The sequence below is a fragment of the Enterococcus sp. DIV0187 genome, assembly GCF_051713785.1.
GTDB lineage: Bacteria > Bacillota > Bacilli > Lactobacillales > Enterococcaceae > Enterococcus_A > Enterococcus_A avium.
In genome coordinates, this window is the sequence record NZ_JBIOQO010000001.1 from 643,555 (window position 1) to 660,212 (window position 16,658).

Genomic DNA, 16,658 nt, shown 5'->3' on the forward strand with positions numbered 1-16,658 from the left:
AAGGGATGAAAGTAACAATAAAACAAATCGCAGAAGAAGCAGGGGTTTCGGTTACAACTGTTTCAAATGTAATCAATAACCGTTCTCACCGAGTGAGTAAAGAGAAGCTTTCCATGATAAATTCAATCATAAAAAAGTACAACTACACACCGAATTTAAATGCTCGTTCATTAGTTAAAGCCCCAAGTAAGCTGATTGGCTTGATCTATTATTCTAAACGCCATAGTAAAAGCATTATGAATCCTTTTGTTTCTGAAGTTTTGGCTGGTGTTGAATATGAGGCAAAAGGTCAGGATTACTTTGTGCTGTTTCATAATGTTCAAACTGCTGAAGACTTAATCAAAATCCAAACGAATTGGAAATTTGCTGGTTTCGTTATTGTAGGGGTACCTTCTGGAATGTTTAAAGAAATTGATGAATTGCTAGAGGTTCCCGTTGTTTATATTGATACAGTCTTGGATGGGCCTGATTTGCGAAAGGCTTTATCAAATCCCAATACTATGTTTGTAAATACTGAAGATACGGAATTAGAAGCAGCAGCAACAAGATACTTAATTGAAAAAGGACACAAAAAAATCGGTTTTGTTTCTCGAGGATTTGATGAAAATGAACCTAGTGTCAACGAGCAGCGGTATGGTGGTTATAAAAAAGCAATGCTGGAAAACAATCTTTCTGAGCTGTGTAAAATCGAGCGATCTCAAAATGTGGAATTTACGGATTATCTAAATGAACTCAAAGCGTTGACAGCTGTCGTTGTTTCAGAAGACTTATTAGCAATCGAGCTGATCAAATTTTTAAAAGAACAAGCAATCGATTTATCCGTAGTCGGTATGGATGATATCATTTTTGCTTCATTAGTTGAGCCGCCGCTGACCACTGTTCGGATTGATCATATCGAAAAAGGTTCGATCGCAATCAATAAGTTGATCGCTAATATTTCTGAGACTTTTGCCGGGCAGTATACCAGTGTTGATGGAGAATTGATCGAACGCGAATCTGTTAAAGATATTACTAATACTAGCGAAGAAAAGGAGGAGTCATGAGAAAAATCATTTTTGCCAGTCATTTAAATTTTGCAAAAGGACTTGAGGAAACGGTAAGGTTCATCATGCCAAACACAGCCGAGATTATTGTCATTAATGCCTATACGCAGAATGTTCCAGTTGAGGAAGAAATTGGCGCCGTGCTAAATGACTTGGCGGCTGAGGATGAAGCACTCATCTTTACTGATTTGCTCGGCGGATCGGTAAATCAAGCATTTGTTCCTTATCTGGCACATCCGCATATCCACCTGATTACCGGGATGAATTTGCCAGTGATTATGACTGTTCTATTAGGATTATCTGATGAATACATTGATGCCAACTTTTTAGAAAAGGCTCTCTCTGAGGGGCGAGAACAAATGCTTTATGTTAATACGTATTTGCTCAATCAAGAATCGGATGCAGAAGATGAATAAAATAAAGGGATTTGTTGTGCTTGTGCAACAAATCCCTTTTTGTATTTAAACTAATCTGCTTTTTTCGGCTCTTCGTCAAATCGTGTTGGTGAAGACAAATTTGAATAAAACTTAGTCCGATATGCGGCGCGTTCTGTGCGCCGCATATTTTTTTAGTTTTCAAAGATCAGACCTTGTTGTAAATAGATCCGTGCCCGAAAGTTATAAAAGTTGCGATAACCAAACGCAATTCGTTTAATCAGCTTGATCTTGTTATTCAGCCCCTCCGTGACACCGTTTGAGTGGGACACTTTAAAGGCATTTGAAATGCCCGATTGGTAGCGATGGAAGATCGTGAATTTCTTTTTAAACGACTGAGGTAACGTAGATGAAATTGTTTTAAGGGTTTCTTGAAAGCCTTCCGTATCTCGTTTAACGAAATAATAGCGTAATAATTGACAAAAATGATACGCTGTTCGCAATTCTTCGTTGTAGCTTAACAGTTCATCGACGATTTCTGTTTGACTAATTGGTCGTTTAAACAGTCGATGATAATGCCGTTTGAGTGGCTCCAATGTCGTGGAATCTTTGAGTAAGAGTTTCCAATATCGCTTGAGCCGACGGTACTTCTTCTGATTTTCAGAGTGTGAGGTTCGAAAACGATTCATGATCTGGACACGTAATTGATTGAAGCTGCGATTGATGTGTTGGACAATATGAAAGCGGTCAGTTACGATCTCCGCATTTGGAAAGACCGTTTTAAGCAACTGACAATAGCTGGCATTCATGTCCATCACTAGGTACTTGACCTTTAAACGGGCCTTTCTAGGAAAGCGCAGGAAGTATTGAGTTAGTTTGTAAAGTCTGCGATCTTCAAGGATCGTAAATAGCTGATTGGTTGTCCCATCAACACAAATAAAACTCATGGAACCAGAAACAGACTTCATTGATTTGAACTCATCCATACACAACACCGTCGGAAGGAAGTTCATACGTGGCTGGTAATGCTTCGTTGCTTCACGCAAGATCCGTGTCACCGTCCCATCCGAGACGAAGTACTTCTTAGCGATTAGTTTACGTGATTGATTTTCGTACAGTTCCATGAGAATCGCCTGCTTCAGTTCCTTTGTTAGTTGATGATGTTCATCAACTAAGTCCGTTTTCGCAGAAAAGGTCCGTCCACAATCATGGCAGAGAAAACGGGTACGTTTTAATTCTAAAATAGTTAACTTTTCTTTGACTTTCAACATCTGAGTGCGTGTCGTATAGGAACCGTTGCGGATAATACGAACCGATCGACAGTGTTCACAACAGGAAGGAGAGTCATCCAATTTTCCTTTAATAAACTGCGCTTGAACGCCTTTATATTCTTTTTCAATCAGCCATTCTTCATCAAAAAATAAATGTTTATCTGTTAATCCGAGTAATTTTCTAGTATGATTATCCATTGAGAGACTCCTTTGGTAGGGTGACGTTTTGGTCGACTAAATTTTACCAAAAGTGAGTCTCTTTTTGAGTTGAAACGAAGAAAAAAGTGTTAGTAGAAAATCGCCTTCGATTTTCCACCAACACAAAATATTATAGAACCCTTTTTTTGCTCATTCGCATGTGGTAGGCTATAGCAATAAAGAAAAAAATGAGGCAAAAAAATGAACTTATCAATCAATCGTAAATTGATTCTAAATATCCTTATATTTATAGTAATGATCGGCGTTATTATCTTCGTTATTCGTGACTCTCTAAGTGATATTTTCACCGAGCTGGGTAGAACTTCTTTACCGGTCCTTTTAGGTGTGACAGGACTCGGTTTAATTAGTCAAGTAATCGAAGGGTACACGATTAAAAATATTGCGGGTGAATTCAACCCAGAATTTACCATTCGAGACGGATTCTTTGCATCCGCATATGCAACTTTCTATCGTGTTATCACATTCGGTACAGGATCAATTGTATCTGAGGTTATTTACTATCATAAAAAGGATCTGAGATATTCTGAAGGAACGGGCACGAGTGCCTTGAGAATGGTCACCTATAAAATCGCCTTAATGGTTTGGGCGCTGGTCTTTTTAATTGTGAAAAGCGATGCGATTCAAGAACATATCTCAAACGGGATCTTTTTAGTGCTTGCTGGAATTTTGGTAACATTACTAATTATTTCGAGTTTATTGGTATTAAGTCTTAATATCAATGCACAGGTAGTATTAGTAATCATTTGCAACCGTTTGTTCAAACGACAAAAATTAAGAGATATCGTTGATCAGGTGAATAATCAAGTTTATTCTTTACGTGGTGCTATCAAATCATTCATCCGTGATCGTCGTTCTGTTATTCGAGTATTTTGCTCAAATATGGCAAAATTAGTTGTTTGGTATTCGTTACCCTATTTCATTTTGGTCCAAGATTATCCTGATATTGATCTTTGGCTGACAGTAGCCTTTATCAGCTTTACGGTGATTATTGGTGGTGTTTTGCCAGCGCCAGGGGGAATCGGCGGCTTTGAGTTTGTTTATGTTTTATTATTTCGAAATGTTGTTGGAAGAGTAGATGCCGTGTCTTCCTTGCTATTGTATCGTTACGCGACATACTTGCTGCCGTTCTTGATAGGGATGATTTATGTACTATTCAATAAGCAGCGACAGATCAATCATGAAATCAAAGAAGCTAAAAAGGAAGTTAACGAATAAGCGTTAACTTCCTTTTTGGTTTAAAAATGGACAACCAATTTTCCAATCATGTCATCTTCTTCAATAATTTGATGAGCCTGATAGAAAACCTCAGGCGTGAACCCCGGAATGATTTTTGTCAAGGTACTTTTGATCTTTTTTTCTTGCAGCAGTCGTACCAAGAGCTCCAAAATGGTCCCTTGTGAAGCTATATTATGGTTATAATCGGTTTTAGCAAACATATACTCCCAATCAAAGCTACCGGATTTATTTTTGAGTTTTGCTAAATTTAAGTCTTTGCTGGATTCTACGATGGAACCAAGATGACCGAATGGTTCTAATAATTCGCTCATTTCTTCAAAATAACGATCAGTAGAATGAAGAATCAGAATGTAAGGTAGTGAATGATAGCCGATCTTTTTAAGTTGTTTAGTCAAATCCTTATGATGATTGATAATATGGTCGGCGCCCATCTTTTCTGACCATTCCTTGCTTTCTTTGCGAGAAGCAGTCGTAATAACGGTTAGGCCCGCCCATTTTGCAAGTTGGGTGGCAATAGAACCAACCCCGCCAGCACCATTGATGATTAGGATTGCGCCGCTATTTTGATTCTCTTTGGGCACCAAATCCATTTTTTCAAAAAGCATTTCATATGCGGTGATAAAGGTTAATGGCATAGCAGCAGCTTCATCGGCCGAAACGTCATGAGGTAATTTTGCGACGATCCGAGAATCGACAACCTGACTTTCGCTATAGCTGCCGTATCTTTTAGTAGTACCTGCGAAAAGGACGCGGTCCCCGACTTCAAGATACTTTACTTCGCTGCCTAATTGGGTCACCACGCCAACACTGTCAAAGCCTAAGACATGAGGCTGGGGTGTTCCTTTACCTGTTTGTCTTAATTTTGTGTCAACTGGGTTGATAGAAGTAGCCATATTTTTAACGACAAGATCCGTTTTATTTAATTTAGGAAGCATGACTTCATATGTTTCAAAATGGTTTCCACTCGAAAGTTTGAACCCTTTTTCGAAGCCAATCACGCGTGAAATCATTGAATCACTCTCTTTCTATTAATGAAAGAATTGTAGCATTATTTTGTTTTTCTTCATAATAATAAACTTTAATATTGAAGGACAATTCGTTTGACCTTTACTGACCAAAGTTATATACTAATGAATGTAAACTACTATTAATGTCGGAGGTATGCTTATGAATATCGAGAAAATGACGACAACGTTACAAGAAGCAATCGCTGAAGCTCAGCAAATTGCAGTGACAAGACATCATCAAGAAATTGATATTGCTCATGTTTGGAAAATATTTTTACAGCCAAATCACTTTGGACGCAATTTTTATACAGATGCTGGAATTGATGTGGATCAGTTCGAACGTGAAGTTGATAAAGTATTAGATGAATATCCGACCGTTAGCGGTGGAAATGTTCAATATGGTCAAAATATCAGCCAGAACCTTTTCAATCTATTAAATGAAGCTGACCAGTTACGTGAAAAATTTAATGATGATTTCTTATCAACGGAGATCGTTATTCTAGCCTTAATGAAATTAAAAAATTACTCCTTGACGAAATATTTGAATCAGCAAGGATTAAATGAAAAAGAAGTACAAAAAAATATTGAAGATATGCGAGGAGGGGATCGAGTGACCTCACAGAATCAAGAAGAAACATATAAAGCTTTAGAGAAATATGGCGTGGACTTAGTTCAACAGGTTAAAAACGGCAAACAAGATCCGATTATTGGTCGCGATGAGGAAATTCGTGACGTTATCCGCATCCTTTCGCGGAAGACTAAGAACAATCCTGTATTAATCGGAGAACCTGGTGTTGGTAAAACAGCGATCGTCGAAGGTCTAGCGCAACGGATCGTACGTAAAGATGTACCAGAAAATCTAAAAGACAAAACAGTCTTTTCCTTAGACATGGGTTCATTGATTGCAGGAGCCAAATTCCGCGGAGAATTTGAAGAACGACTTAAAGCCGTTTTAAAGGAAGTCAAAAAATCAGATGGACGAATTCTACTGTTTATTGACGAAATTCATAACATCGTAGGTGCCGGTAAAACAGAAGGCAGCATGGACGCCGGAAATCTTTTAAAACCAATGCTGGCTCGTGGAGAATTGCACTTAATCGGTGCTACGACACTAGATGAGTACCGTCAATATATGGAAAAGGATAAAGCATTGGAGCGTCGTTTCCAAAAGGTGCTAGTTAAGGAGCCGACCGTTGAGGATACGATTAGTATTTTGCGTGGATTGAAAGAGCGTTTTGAAATTCATCATGGAGTAAATATTCATGACAATGCTCTAGTAGCAGCGGCAACATTGTCAGATCGCTACATTACTGACCGCTTTTTGCCAGATAAGGCGATTGATTTAGTCGACGAAGCCAGCGCTAGCATTCGCGTGGAAATGAATTCGATGCCGACTGAGCTGGATCAAGTGACTCGTCGATTGATGCAGTTGGAAATTGAAGAGGCGGCTTTGAAGAAGGAAAGCGATGATGCAAGCAAGAAGCGTCTAGAAAACTTGCAGGAAGAATTGGCGGACCTTCGGGAAGAAACCAATGCGATGAAGTTGCAATGGGAAACGGAGAAGGAAGAAGTCAATGTTGTTTCAAATAAACGGGCTGAGCTCGACCAAGCAAAACATGAGTTAGAAGACGCAGAAAATAATTATGACTTAGAGCGAGCTGCTGTTCTTCGACATGGCACGATTCCAAAGTTAGAAAAGGAATTAGCTGATTTAGAAGAAAAAAATAAAAAGAGTGACATCAAGATGGTACAGGAATCCGTAACAGAAAACGAGATTGCTCAAGTAGTAGGACGTCTAACTGGAATTCCCGTAACCAAGCTGGTAGAAGGTGAACGTGAAAAACTTTTAAGTTTAAACAGCACACTCCATAAACGTGTAATCGGTCAAGATGAGGCTGTGGATGCAGTAAGTGATGCAGTGTTACGTTCGCGTGCTGGTCTGCAGGATCCAAATCGTCCGCTCGGATCATTTCTATTTTTAGGACCAACTGGTGTTGGTAAAACTGAACTGGCAAAAGCGTTGGCGGAAAATCTATTCGATTCTGAGGATCATATGGTACGGATCGATATGAGTGAATATATGGAGAAACATTCAGTGTCGCGACTTGTTGGAGCGCCTCCAGGTTACGTAGGCTATGAAGAAGGTGGTCAATTAACAGAAGCTGTTCGAAGAAATCCTTACACGATCATTTTACTAGATGAAATTGAAAAAGCGCATCCAGATGTTTTTAATATTTTACTGCAGGTCCTTGATGATGGTCGATTGACAGACTCTAAGGGTCGATTGGTTGATTTTAAGAACACAGTTTTGATTATGACGAGCAATATTGGCTCTCAAGTGCTATTGGATGGTGTGACCTCAGAAGGTAAAATCCCTGAAGCGACTAAAGAACAGGTATTAAGCATGTTAAGAGGTCATTTTAAACCGGAATTCTTAAATAGAATTGACGATACAATTCTATTTACACCATTGAGTTTAGAAGATGTGAAGGGAATCGTCGAGAAAATCGTGCAGCATTTATCTCATCGATTAGAGGAACAGGAAATCCAACTAGATATCACTGAAGACGCCAAAAGCTGGATTGCAGAGAAGGCTTATGAACCACAATATGGTGCACGGCCGTTGAAGCGTTTCATTACACGTGAGGTAGAAACACCACTGGCAAAAGAGATTATTGCTGGTCGAGTAATGCCGAAAACCAAGGTATCCATTGAATTGTTTGATGATCAATTAGTATTTCAGAATCAAGCAATAGACGAATAAAATAATTATGTAAACAAAAATAATCAAAAATTAAGAACGAAACAGTGAGAGTATTTTTCAACACTGTTTCGTTTTTTCTTAATTTCTAAAGTTCATTTCATTGATATAAAAAAATCAAGTGCAATTAAACAGAAACATAACAACTTTTACGTTACGCATGTTACGATATAATGACAAATTAGTGAATTTACGGTGTTTAAATTGTTTGTTATTTGTTCTTGGATTATACTTTTAAAGTAACTAAAAATGAAAAGCTCGCGAAGGTTTCTTGGAGGTATATAATGAATCAATTTAAAACCCGCATCGAAAAATATAATTATATAAGAACACAGCAAAAGGCAAAACGAATGAAAGCCGCAAAAAGGACGCTTCCTATAGTCGGAACAGCAATGATACTTTCGCCAGCTGTTTTGACGATGAATAATGTGAAGGTAAGTGCAGCTGAAATGGGACAGACGCAAAATCAATCTGCATTTATTGAACAATTAGGCGCTTCTGCAATGCAGGTTTCAGCTTCAAATGATCTTTATGCATCTATTATGGTTGCTCAGGCTTTGGTTGAGACTGGTTTTGGAACATCTCAATTGTCGGCCGCACCGTATTACAATTTGTTTGGTGTCAAAGAATACAATGGTGGACCTTCAGTGTCAATGAGCACACAGGAATATTTGGATGGACAATGGGTTACGATGAATGAACCATTTGCCGTTTACAACAGTTACGCAGAATCATTTCAAGCACATGCTAATCTTTTAACTGGTTCTTATTATGCTGGTGCGCGGAAAAGCCATACTTATAGCTACCAAGACGCGGCGATTTACTTAACAGGACGTTATGCGACAGATCCTGGTTATGCAGGAAAGTTGATTTCTTTGATCCAAACCTATAATTTGACTCGCTTCGATACACCAGGAGCAGGTACAGCAGTGCAAACAGCGAATCAAACACAAAATACTACTGCTAGTCAAGATAGTCAATCAGCAACAGCTTCTGCTAGCGGTCAATCCTATACAGTCCAATCAGGAGACTCAATTTGGGGAATTGCTGAAAAATTCGGTATCAGTGTTGATCAATTATTGGCTGATAATGGCTGGAGTTCGGATTCAACAATTATGCCTGGGGATACAATTGTCATTTAATCTTTCAAAGATGGAGCAATTTGCTCCATCTTTTTAATGGTCTGTAGTTAATCTGTTTGGTAGTTTAATACCAAGCGATAAATATAGGTAGTTAGGATATTTAAAATGAAGCAGCTTTCGTTATCATGATGAGATTACTGAGGTGTTTTACTGAATATCTTTATTAGAACCAAGAGAATTTGTTTAGAAAAGTGTTATTATGTGAAATTTAAAGTCGAAATTCTCGCATCTTCTGCCATTATTCGTTAAGATAACTTACATAAGGTAAGGAATGGAGCGAAGAAAGATGACAAAAATTTATCATTCAATTTTGGACACAATTGGCGAGACCCCTATCGTGAAGCTTAAGAACATGACAACGGATGAAATGGCTCAGATTTACGTGAAGCTAGAATCCTTCAATCCTGGCGGCAGTGTAAAAGATAGAATTGCTTTAAGAATGATCGAGGATGCGGAAAAAAACGGCAAGTTGAAGCCTGGAATGATGATCATCGAACCAACATCAGGGAATACTGGTATTGGTTTGGCAATGGTAGGCGCCGCAAAAGGCTATCCTGTAACGCTAGTTATGCCCGAGACAATGAGTATTGAGCGTCGCAAGCTCATGCAGGCTTATGGAGCGAATCTAGTTCTTACTCCGGGTGCAGATGGGATGAAAGGCGCGATCGCTGAGGCTAACAGATTGGCTGAAGAAAAGGATGGATTCGTTCCAGCACAATTTGATAACCCAGCAAATCCCAAGGTTCATGAAGAAACAACTGCAAAGGAAATTGTGAATGCCTTTGAAAAAAATGGCTTAGATGCGTTTGTTGCAGGAGTCGGCACAGGCGGTACAATTACCGGAGTAGGAAATGAACTGAAACGCATGTATTCGAATATTAAGATTTATGCAGTAGAGCCTGAAGAATCACCAGTTTTAGAAGGTGGTCAATCCGGTCCGCATAAAATTCAAGGAATCGGCGCTGGATTTGTGCCAAGTATTTTAAATATTAACATTTATGATGAAGTTTTACCGGTTAAAAGTAATGATGCTATGGAAACAGCTAGAGAAATTGCAAAAAAAGAAGGAATTTTAGTTGGTATATCTTCTGGAGCCGCATTGTTTGCAGCGATAGAAGTGGCTAAAAAGATGACTTCTGATCAAAAAGTATTGGTTTTACTACCGGATAATGGCGAACGTTACCTATCTACTGAATTGTTCCAATTTAACCAATAAGTTTATGAAAAATATTAATTTTTGAATCAAGCTAGTATTTCCCCTCAGATAATAGTATCATTTTAATATAGAATCAAAACAGGAGGGGCTTATATGGTAAATGAGGCAGTTGATCAAGCGGTCAAAGAATTAAAGGCCGGCGGAGTTCGCATTACCCCACAGCGTTATGCCATTTTAGAATATTTAATCGAGTACCGCAATCACCCAACGGCTGATGAGATTTTCCGTTCGTTAGAGGGCCGCTTCCCGAATATGAGTGTGGCGACCGTCTACAACAATTTGAGAAAATTCGTTGAAATTGGAATCGTCCAAGAAATGAACTATGGTGATGCGGCGAGTCGCTTTGATTTCACGAACAAGCAGCACTATCATGCAATTTGCACAGAATGTGGGAAGATTGTTGACTTTTTCTATCCTGGATTAGAAGACGTCGAAATGGCATCTAGTAAGCTGACAGGATATCAAATCAATAAACATCGGTTGGAAGTTTATGGGTTATGTCCAGATTGTCAAACAAAAGCTGAGGAATAAATCCTCAGCTTTTTTGTTTTATCAAAAATAACAGATTTCTTGATTCTTCAAATGAGAAAAATCACATAAAAAAATTGACTGCGCTTGCACTATTTATATTAAAAGAACTATTTGAAGAGAATATAAATATTTAAAATGAAAGTGTTCTTATTTTAAAAAGGCCTTATAACAACATTCCTTGTTGTTTTTTTTATTTTAAATGAAGAGAACACTGTAGATAATGAGATATCAATAACACTTAGTACATGATTGTTGCTTCTAAAATGCATTGTGATATATTAAACATGTTCCGAAGTTAAAGAACTTCAATAATAATCCATTAGGAGTGATTTACCATGAAAATTGGCGTAATTAAAGATCCAAAACAAGGTGAGGCACGTGTCGGTATGACACCTGAAAATGTGAGAATTTTAGTAGAAGCTGGAAATGAAGTGCTAGTTGATGATAATGCTGGTGCAGGTTCAGGTTTTACTAATGAACAATATATTGAGGCTGGCGGAAAAATTGTCGATACTGACGAAGCATGGACAGCTGAACTGATCGTAAAAGTAAAGGAACCAATGGAAAGTGAATATCACTATTTCAAAAAAGGTCAAATTATTTGGGGCTTCTTGCATTTAGCAGCCAACAAAGCTTGTGTTGAAAAAATGATGGAAGTTGGCGTTACGGCATTATCTGGAGAAAATATCTCAATTAATGGTGTTCTAGAATTATTAAAACCAATGAGTGCCATCGCTGGGCGTCGCGCAGTGAATTTAGGTCAATACTATCTGGAAAAACAACATGGCGGAGAAGGTATTTTACTTCCAGGAATTGATGGCGTTGAAGCTGGAACTGTAGTTATTTTAGGCGGAGGAAATGCCGCTGAAAATGCAGCAGACATGGCTGTCGGCATTGGCTGTCACGTAATCATTCTTGAAGTGAATGAAAATCGTATCAAACAATTGAAGGATCGTTACAAAGATCATAACGTTGATGTACTCGTTTCAAATACTGAAAACTTAGAAGAAAAGATCAAAGAAGCAGATGTCTTCATTTCAACTGTCTTGATTCCAGGAGCAAAGCCACCAAAATTAGTGAAAGAATATATGGTTGAATCAATGAAACCAGGTTCTGTAATTGTCGATATCGCGATTGATCAGGGCGGTACAGTAGAAACGATTGATAAACCAACGAACCATGCAGATCCAGTATTCACAAAACATGGTGTGATTCATTACGCTGTTCCGAATATGCCAGGTGCAACTCCAAGAACAGCAACAATTGCTTTAGCAAAAGGGAATATTTCATTCCTAAAAGAAGTTAGTGTCAAAGGCCTAGATGATGCACTGAAATCTGACGAATCACTATTATCCGGATTAAGTGTCTACAATGGTAAAGTTGTTTCGAAAGCTTTAGCAGACTCAATTGATGTTCCTTATACTGAAATAGGAGATGTTCTGTAATGACTAGCACAATGACAAAGCTTCCTGTCACTATTGAAGATATTCATGAAGCAAAAAATGTGGTCAAACAGTATGGACGTGTAACACCGTTAATCCAATCAATGTTTCTAACCGCTAAAACCGGTGGGCAAGTGTTCTTAAAATTGGAAAACATGCAACTAACTGGTTCATTCAAATTTCGTGGAGCATTCAATAAAATCGCTCACTTAACCCAAGCGGAAAAAGACAAGGGCGTTATCGCAGTATCCGCTGGTAACCATGCGCAAGGAGTAGCGTTGACTTCAAAATTGTTGGGTATTCAGAGTACGATCGTTATGCCTGAAACGGCTCCGAAAGCTAAAGTGGAGGCAACTGAAGGCTATGGTTCAAAAGTTATTTTACATGGTGCTGGATTTGATGAAGCAAAGGCTTATTGTGAAAAAATCGTTGAAGAAACAGGAGTAACGTATATTCCTCCTTATGACGATGAGTTTGTAATGGCTGGACAAGGAACAATTGGCCTTGAAATCTTGGATTCCATCTGGGATGTTGACACTGTTATTGTGCCTGTCGGCGGCGGCGGACTAATTGCTGGAATCGCAGTGGCAATGAAAACTTTCAATCCAAACATCAATATTATCGGTGTTCAGGCTGAAAACATCCATGGGATGACAGCTTCATTCCGCGAAGGAAAAAAAGTGGGTTACAAAAAAGCAGCAACGATTGCTGATGGCTGCGCGGTAGAATTTCCGGGAAACCTTACCTTCGAAGTAGTTGAAGAACTTGTTGACGATATGGTAACTGTATCTGAACAGGAAATCGAACTTGCGATGAAAGATTTGATTCAGCGGACAAAAATCGTAGTTGAAGGTGCTGGTGCTCTTGCAACAGCAGCTATTTTAGCAGGAAAAGTAGACAAGTATGTAAACGGTAAGAAAGTCGTTGCCGTTGTATCTGGCGGTAATGTGGATCTGAACCGAATCACCGATGTTATCGGTCATTTCTCAGTAGCAAACGAATTAAAATAGATAAGATAAAAAATGCTTCAAGGCCGAATTACGAGCTTGGAGCATTTTTTGTTTACAGTTTGAGTAACGGGTAATTGCTACTGCTTTTTTAAGCATTGTAATCTTTTCTGAAAAGATAAATACCGCTGACGATCGAAACAATCAACGCTAAAAGAACGACCATGATTGATCCGACTTCTGAGTCTTTCCAGAGTAGCCCGCCAGTATTGATTCCCCATAGACTGAAAATTAGTGTCGGTAAGGCTAGTAAGAGAGAGGCGGTATTTAAAAACTTCATCAATTGATTTAAACGGTTATCCATCATGCTGTTTATCAGACCGCTAATGGAACTCAACATCTCGCGATAAATTTGAACGGAGGTTGTTGCTTGCTTTGTTTGTAGTTCGATCTCGATAGCCAAATCACGATCGGAAGATACCAAATCAGAATCTAAAAGAGAATGAATCGTTTTGTGTTGTTCTTTTAATAAATTATCAATATAAACGAGTGTTTTCTCGGTATCCGTCGTTTTTTCTAAGATATTCCGATTCGAGCCATTTGATGCCTCTTGGCTGATTTCTTCAATCTTTTCACGTTGTAGATGTAAAAAGTTTAAGTAATGCTCATTGATGACTTGGATGGTGTGCAAAATCAGACCAGCTTCGGAAGAAATCTCTGATCCAAATTTATTTAATACTTCATCAATCAATGACTTTTCACTTATAGTAATCACAACATCATTCGTTAAAAAGACAGTGACAGTCGAAGATAAAGATTCTGGTTCATCCATTGATTTAAGGTCGATAAAAAGCATTATGCACACTGATTTTTCGTCTTCGGTCAAGTAATTTTTAAAAAATGAGACATTTGAATAGTTTTTGCCTATCGAAAAAATTCTTGAGGGCAGCTTATAGGCTTTACAAAGCTCTTCCTTTTCCTTATCTGTTGGATCGGAAGCAGCTATCCAATTCCCTTCGCTAGTCCTTTTTTGTATACCATTGTTTGAAATAGAAAAAAATTCTATCAACAGAAAATCCTCCTTACCTTAATTTCATTACTCTTATCATCTCAAAACAATTCTTGCTTGCCAATTAAAATGAATCGCTAAATTTGTAGAGAAAGCTTTCATCCTTTATAATAGAAGAAATTTTCGAATAAAGTTAGACAATCATGTCATTCACCTATAAATCTTCTCATTTAAAATAATTCTAGTTTACAGGCGAATTGTATCTGATATAATAAATTTCATATTTCATAAACTTCAATGAAAATTTTCATTAGAAGTGAACTTATATATCGTCATAATATGGTTGACAGTTTCTACCTTGTGCCGTAAACGCAAGACTATAAGTAAAAATCGTACGGTGACGTACCTTTTTTGCTTTGCAGATGAGGTGCGTTTTTTGTAGTAATCAAAAAACGACAAGAAAAGGGGAAAGTATTAATGAAAGAATTGACAGATCGCATTAGAGATAATGGCCGTGTTTTAGGTGAAGGTGTCTTAAAAGTTGATGAATTTATCACTCACCAAGTAGATCCTGAATTGATGGATGCTATGGGTAAACGATTAGCGGAAGTATTTGCAGATAAAAAAATCACTAAAGTAGTGACGATCGAAGCTTCTGGAATCGCACCTGCGCTTTATGCTGCCCAAGCATTAAAGGTGCCAATGATTTTCGCTCGTAAGTCAAAGAGCTTGACGATGGATGAAGAATTATTGACGGCTTCTGTTTATTCATTTACCAAACAGGTGACTAGTACTATTTCAATTTCTCGAAAATTCCTTTCTGCAGAGGACAATGTCTTATTAGTCGATGACTTTTTAGCGAATGGCCAGGCCGCTAAGGGATTGATCGAATTGTGTCAACAAGCTGGAGCAAGTGTTGCTGGAATTGGGATATTGATTGAAAAATCTTTCCAAGATGGCCGACAATTGATTGAAGACATGGATATTCCAGTCGTTTCCCTAGCAAGAATTTCTTCCTTACATGACGGTAAAGTGACATTTATCGAGGAGGACGCATAGAGTGACAAGTGAAACAGGAAATGGAAAATCAGCAGTATTAGGTTTACAGCATCTTTTAGCAATGTATGCTGGAGCAGTAGCCGTACCCCTTTTGATTGGGACAGGGCTAGGATTCAACGAAGCGCAAATGACGTATTTGATTTCAATTGATATATTTATGTGCGGAGTAGCAACATTGTTACAATTGACAGTCAATAAGTTTTTCGGAATCGGGTTACCAGTGGTTTTGGGATGTGCTATTCAAGCGGTGGCTCCATTGATTTTGATTGGACAAACGCATGGAGTAGGCACAGTTTACGGTTCAATTATTGCTGCAGGTGTTTTCGTGGTGCTGATTTCGGGTTTCTTTTCTAAGGTAGAAAAATTATTTCCACCTATTGTAACAGGTACTGTTATTACGACTATTGGCTTGACGTTGATTCCGGTTGCAGTTACAAAAATGGGCGGTGGAGATGCTGCGGCTAAAACGTTTGGAGAGCCTACAAATTTAATCTTGGCTTTCGTGACGATCATCTTGATCTTAGCTGTTCAAGTTTTTGGACGTGGATTCATTCGTTCAATCGCTGTTTTAGTCGGGTTAGTCGGCGGAACAGTGTTAGCTGCGCTTTTGGGTCAAGTTGATTTAGCGGCGATCGGTCATGCGCCGATGTTCCATGTACCGCAACCATTTTATTTTGGAACACCAAAATTTGAGCCATTTTCTATTTTGCTAATGATCATTATTTCTATTGTAAGTATGGTGGAGTCAACGGGTGTTTATTTTGCTTTAGGCGATATTGTTGGAAAACAAGTAAAAGAAGATGATTTAAAACGCGGCTATCGTGCAGAAGGTTTAGCGGTTATTCTAGGGGGATTATTCAATACGTTTCCATATACTGGTTTTTCTCAAAATGTTGGCCTAGTACAATTATCTGGGATTAAAACTCGTCGTCCGATTTACTTTTCAGCAATCTTTTTAATTATCTTAGGGCTGTTTCCAAAGGTTGGGGCATTAGCTCAGATTATTCCAGAACCTGTTTTGGGTGGCGGAATGCTGGTAATGTTCGGCATGGTAGCTGTCCAAGGAATGAAAATGTTGTCGAAAGTTGATTACAATGATGAAAAAAATCTATTAATCATTGCCATTTCTATTGGCTTTGGTTTAGGATTTAATGCAACGCCGACTCTATTTGCTAAACTACCTGAAACCGTTCAAATGTTTACTGGTAACGGAATTGTTATGAGTAGTTTATCGGCGATTATTTTGAATCTATTATTTCATGGCTATAAAAGAGAAGGAAAATAGAAAGAAACGCGGCAGAGGCTGCGTTTCTTTTTATTTTAGTAAAAAACGAACAATAGGTTAGAAATATCTATTAATATTCGAATTACGTTTTGACTTACGAAAGTCTACTTGCTAAA

The 16,658-nt window shown here is 38.3% G+C and carries 14 protein-coding genes and 1 riboswitch; of the genes, 11 read left to right on the forward strand and 3 right to left on the reverse strand.

Features of this window, described 5'->3' with window-relative positions:
* Nucleotides 1–5 precede the first annotated feature (5 nt).
* Both IGI52_RS03180 and IGI52_RS03185 read left to right on the forward strand, forming a co-directional pair.
* Entirely contained in the window at nucleotides 6–1,043 is a 1,038-nt protein-coding gene (locus IGI52_RS03180; protein WP_216407544.1) for a LacI family DNA-binding transcriptional regulator, read from the forward strand.
* Complete coding sequence (locus IGI52_RS03185; RefSeq protein WP_216407542.1) at nucleotides 1,040–1,459, forward strand: PTS sugar transporter subunit IIA; 420 nt, start codon at nucleotides 1,040–1,042, stop codon at nucleotides 1,457–1,459. The genes IGI52_RS03180 and IGI52_RS03185 overlap by 4 nt, the downstream gene beginning before the upstream one ends.
* Before the next feature lie 152 nt (nucleotides 1,460–1,611).
* Here IGI52_RS03185 and IGI52_RS03190 read toward each other — a convergent pair whose 3' ends face one another.
* The gene (locus IGI52_RS03190) at nucleotides 1,612–2,886 is read right to left on the reverse strand and encodes an ISL3-like element IS1476 family transposase (RefSeq protein ID WP_016252543.1); all 1,275 of its coding nucleotides are present in this window, start codon (nucleotides 2,884–2,886) and stop codon (nucleotides 1,612–1,614) included.
* 201 nt (nucleotides 2,887–3,087) lie between these two features.
* Here IGI52_RS03190 and IGI52_RS03195 point away from each other — a divergent pair, with 201 nt between their 5' ends.
* Nucleotides 3,088–4,122: a lysylphosphatidylglycerol synthase transmembrane domain-containing protein gene (locus tag IGI52_RS03195; protein ID WP_438780482.1), complete on the forward strand. Its 1,035-nt coding sequence runs from the start codon at nucleotides 3,088–3,090 to the stop codon at nucleotides 4,120–4,122.
* Nucleotides 4,123–4,142: 20 nt separating this feature from the next.
* On the opposite strand, the gene IGI52_RS03200 is transcribed toward IGI52_RS03195, so the two are convergent.
* Nucleotides 4,143–5,153 carry a zinc-binding alcohol dehydrogenase family protein gene (locus IGI52_RS03200; RefSeq protein ID WP_438780483.1) on the reverse strand — a complete coding sequence of 337 codons (1,011 nt, stop codon included), beginning with the start codon at nucleotides 5,151–5,153 and terminating at the stop codon, nucleotides 4,143–4,145.
* 157 nt (nucleotides 5,154–5,310) lie between these two features.
* On the opposite strand from IGI52_RS03200, the gene clpB reads away from it, so the two are divergent.
* The 6 genes from clpB to tdcB all read left to right on the forward strand — a co-directional run bounded on the left by clpB (nucleotide 5,311) and on the right by tdcB (nucleotide 13,252).
* On the forward strand, nucleotides 5,311–7,914 hold the full coding sequence (gene clpB / locus IGI52_RS03205; RefSeq protein WP_102871181.1) for an ATP-dependent chaperone ClpB: 2,604 nt from the start codon (nucleotides 5,311–5,313) through the stop codon (nucleotides 7,912–7,914).
* Between the two features lie 281 nt (nucleotides 7,915–8,195).
* Nucleotides 8,196–9,053: a glucosaminidase domain-containing protein gene (locus IGI52_RS03210; protein ID WP_016180347.1), complete on the forward strand. Its 858-nt coding sequence runs from the start codon at nucleotides 8,196–8,198 to the stop codon at nucleotides 9,051–9,053.
* 286 nt (nucleotides 9,054–9,339) lie between these two features.
* Nucleotides 9,340–10,269: a cysteine synthase A gene (gene cysK / locus IGI52_RS03215; protein WP_137439955.1), complete on the forward strand. Its 930-nt coding sequence runs from the start codon at nucleotides 9,340–9,342 to the stop codon at nucleotides 10,267–10,269.
* A 93-nt stretch (nucleotides 10,270–10,362) separates the two neighbouring features.
* Entirely contained in the window at nucleotides 10,363–10,800 is a 438-nt protein-coding gene (locus IGI52_RS03220) for a Fur family transcriptional regulator (protein ID WP_016180345.1), read from the forward strand.
* A gap of 335 nt (nucleotides 10,801–11,135) precedes the next feature.
* Nucleotides 11,136–12,245 carry an alanine dehydrogenase gene (gene ald, locus IGI52_RS03225; RefSeq protein WP_127979032.1) on the forward strand — a complete coding sequence of 370 codons (1,110 nt, stop codon included), beginning with the start codon at nucleotides 11,136–11,138 and terminating at the stop codon, nucleotides 12,243–12,245.
* Entirely contained in the window at nucleotides 12,245–13,252 is a 1,008-nt protein-coding gene (gene tdcB / locus IGI52_RS03230) for a bifunctional threonine ammonia-lyase/L-serine ammonia-lyase TdcB (RefSeq protein WP_016180343.1), read from the forward strand. Before ald ends, tdcB begins: the two co-directional genes overlap by 1 nt.
* 88 nt (nucleotides 13,253–13,340) lie before the next feature.
* On the opposite strand, the gene IGI52_RS03235 is transcribed toward tdcB, so the two are convergent.
* The gene (locus tag IGI52_RS03235; RefSeq protein ID WP_311855226.1) at nucleotides 13,341–14,258 is read right to left on the reverse strand and encodes a magnesium transporter CorA family protein; all 918 of its coding nucleotides are present in this window, start codon (nucleotides 14,256–14,258) and stop codon (nucleotides 13,341–13,343) included.
* A gap of 242 nt (nucleotides 14,259–14,500) precedes the next feature.
* Nucleotides 14,501–14,598: riboswitch (purine riboswitch) on the forward strand.
* 77 nt (nucleotides 14,599–14,675) lie between these two features.
* Here IGI52_RS03235 and IGI52_RS03240 point away from each other — a divergent pair.
* Nucleotides 14,676–15,257: a xanthine phosphoribosyltransferase gene (locus IGI52_RS03240; RefSeq protein ID WP_016180341.1), complete on the forward strand. Its 582-nt coding sequence runs from the start codon at nucleotides 14,676–14,678 to the stop codon at nucleotides 15,255–15,257.
* 1 nt (nucleotide 15,258) lies between these two features.
* On the forward strand, nucleotides 15,259–16,542 hold the full coding sequence (locus IGI52_RS03245; RefSeq protein ID WP_227150782.1) for a nucleobase:cation symporter-2 family protein: 1,284 nt from the start codon (nucleotides 15,259–15,261) through the stop codon (nucleotides 16,540–16,542).
* Nucleotides 16,543–16,658: the final 116 nt, after the last annotated feature.